3 protein-coding genes are annotated in these 2,003 nt (G+C 63.4%); all 3 read left to right on the forward strand.

The genetic code is table 11. The features are described 5' to 3' along the window. A partial coding sequence (locus EN935_RS33330; protein WP_164771578.1) for an acyl-CoA dehydrogenase family protein occupies positions 1 to 1,010 on the forward strand: 1,010 nt, incomplete at its 5' end. Between the two features lie 9 nt (positions 1,011 to 1,019). Beyond that, entirely contained in the window at positions 1,020 to 1,760 is a 741-nt protein-coding gene (locus EN935_RS33335) for an NAD(P)H-dependent oxidoreductase (protein ID WP_127263888.1), read from the forward strand. Then, positions 1,753 to 2,003: CoA transferase (locus EN935_RS33340; RefSeq protein WP_206534629.1), on the forward strand; the 251-nt coding region annotated here is incomplete at its 3' end. The genes EN935_RS33335 and EN935_RS33340, both read left to right, overlap by 8 nt.

Here is a 2,003-nt window from a genome sequence, read left to right on the forward strand (position 1 = left end):
CGATCCTGATCCCCGAGGCGTATGGTGGCGCGGGCCTGCCGCTTTCGGCCGCCGCTGCCGTGCTGGAGGAGATCCAGCGCGCCGGCTGCAATGGCGGCGCCTGCCATGCCCAAATGTACACGATGGGCACGCTTGTTCGCCACGGCTCGGAAGCCCAGAAGCAGCGATACCTGCCGAAGATCGCCGCAGGAGAATTGCGCCTGCAGGCCTTCGGCGTCACGGAACCGACCAGCGGCACGGATACCGGCGCGCTCAAGACCACGGCTCGCCTTGATGGCGATCATTTCGTGGTCAAGGGCCAGAAGATCTGGACCAGCCGCGCCGAGCATTCGGATCTGATGCTGCTGCTGGCGCGGACCACGCCGCTCAAGGACGGCATGAAGAAGACCGACGGCCTCTCCGTCCTCATCGTCGACATGCGCGAAGCCGTTGGCAACGGCCTCACCATCCGGCCGATCCGCACCATGATGAACCATGCCACCACCGAAGTCTTCTTCGACGATCTGCGCGTGCCGGCCGAAAACCTGATCGGCGAAGAGGGAAAGGGATTCCGCTACATCCTCTCGGGCATGAATGCCGAGCGCATCCTGATTGCAGCCGAATGCGTCGGCGATGCGAAATGGTTCATCGAAAAGGCAGGCACCTACGCCAAGGAAAGGCATGTGTTTGGCCGGGCGATCGGCCAGAACCAGGGCATCCAGTTTCCGATCGCAAGAGCCTACGCCAACATGCGCGCGGCCGAGTTGATGGTGCGCGAGGCGCTGAACCTCTACGAGGCCAGCAAGAACCCCGGCGCTGAAGCCAACATGGCCAAGATGCTGGCAGCCGACGCTTCGAACGAGGCCGCCAATGTCTGCATCCAGACGCATGGCGGGTTCGGTTTCGCGGAAGAGTACGATGTGGAGCGCAAGTTCCGCGAGACGCGTCTCTATCAGGTCGCGCCGATCTCGACCAACCTCATCCTGTCATACCTTTCCGAGCACGTGCTTGGACTACCGCGTTCCTACTAGGAGTCGTCCGTGAACGTCCTCATTGTCTATGCACACCCGGAAGCAAAATCCTTCAACGGCGCCATGAAGGATCTGGCTGTGGAAACCTTGACCCGCGCAGGCCACGATGTGGTCGTCAGCGACCTCTATGCGAAGGGCTTCAATCCTGTCGCAGGGCCGGGCGACATATCAGGCGAGCGCAACGATGCGGACTTCTTCAGCCTGCCGCGCGAGCAGACCGTAGCCTACGAGGCCGACGCACTGTCGGCCGACATCAGCGCCGAGATCGAGAAACTGAAGCGGGCGGACTTCGTGCTGTTCCAGTTCCCGGTCTGGTGGTTCGGAATGCCCGCAATGCTCAAGGGCTGGGCCGATCGTGTCTTCGCGCGCGGTTTCGCCTATCTGCCGGGCCGCAAATACGACACCGGCATGTTCAGGGGAAAGCTCGCCATGGTGGCCGCCACCACGGGCACATCGGCCGACACCTACGCGCCCGACGGCATCGATGGCGACATCCTCACGGTGCTGTGGCCGATCCACAATGGTCTGCTGCGCTATTCCGGTTTCGACGTGCTGCCGCCCTTCGTCGCCTATATGCCGGGCCGTGTCGGCGACGATGGCCGCAAGGCCTATCTGGAAGCCTACCGCAAGCGGCTCGAGGACATTGACGGCACGCCGCATCTGTTCTTCCACGCCGCCGAGGATTACGGCAAGAACGAGCGGCTGAAGCCTGGTGTGCTCGCCCGCTCCGGGGTGCAGCGCAATGTCTGACGACGCCCGCCCGCTGGAGGGCCTGTTTGTCGTTTCCATCGAGCAGGCCGTCGCCGCTCCGCTCTGCACGGTCCGCCTCGCCGATGCCGGCGCACGCGTCGTGAAGATCGAGCGCCCGGAAGGCGAAACCGCGCGTCACTACGATTCCGCTGTTGAAGGCATGTCGGCTTACTTCGTCTGGCTCAACCGCGGCAAGGAAAGCGCGGTTCTCGACCTGAAGACCGAGCACGACCTGGCTCTGCT

The organism is Mesorhizobium sp. M7D.F.Ca.US.004.03.1.1, assembly GCF_003998635.1.
GTDB classification, from domain to species: Bacteria; Pseudomonadota; Alphaproteobacteria; order Rhizobiales; family Rhizobiaceae; genus Mesorhizobium; species Mesorhizobium loti.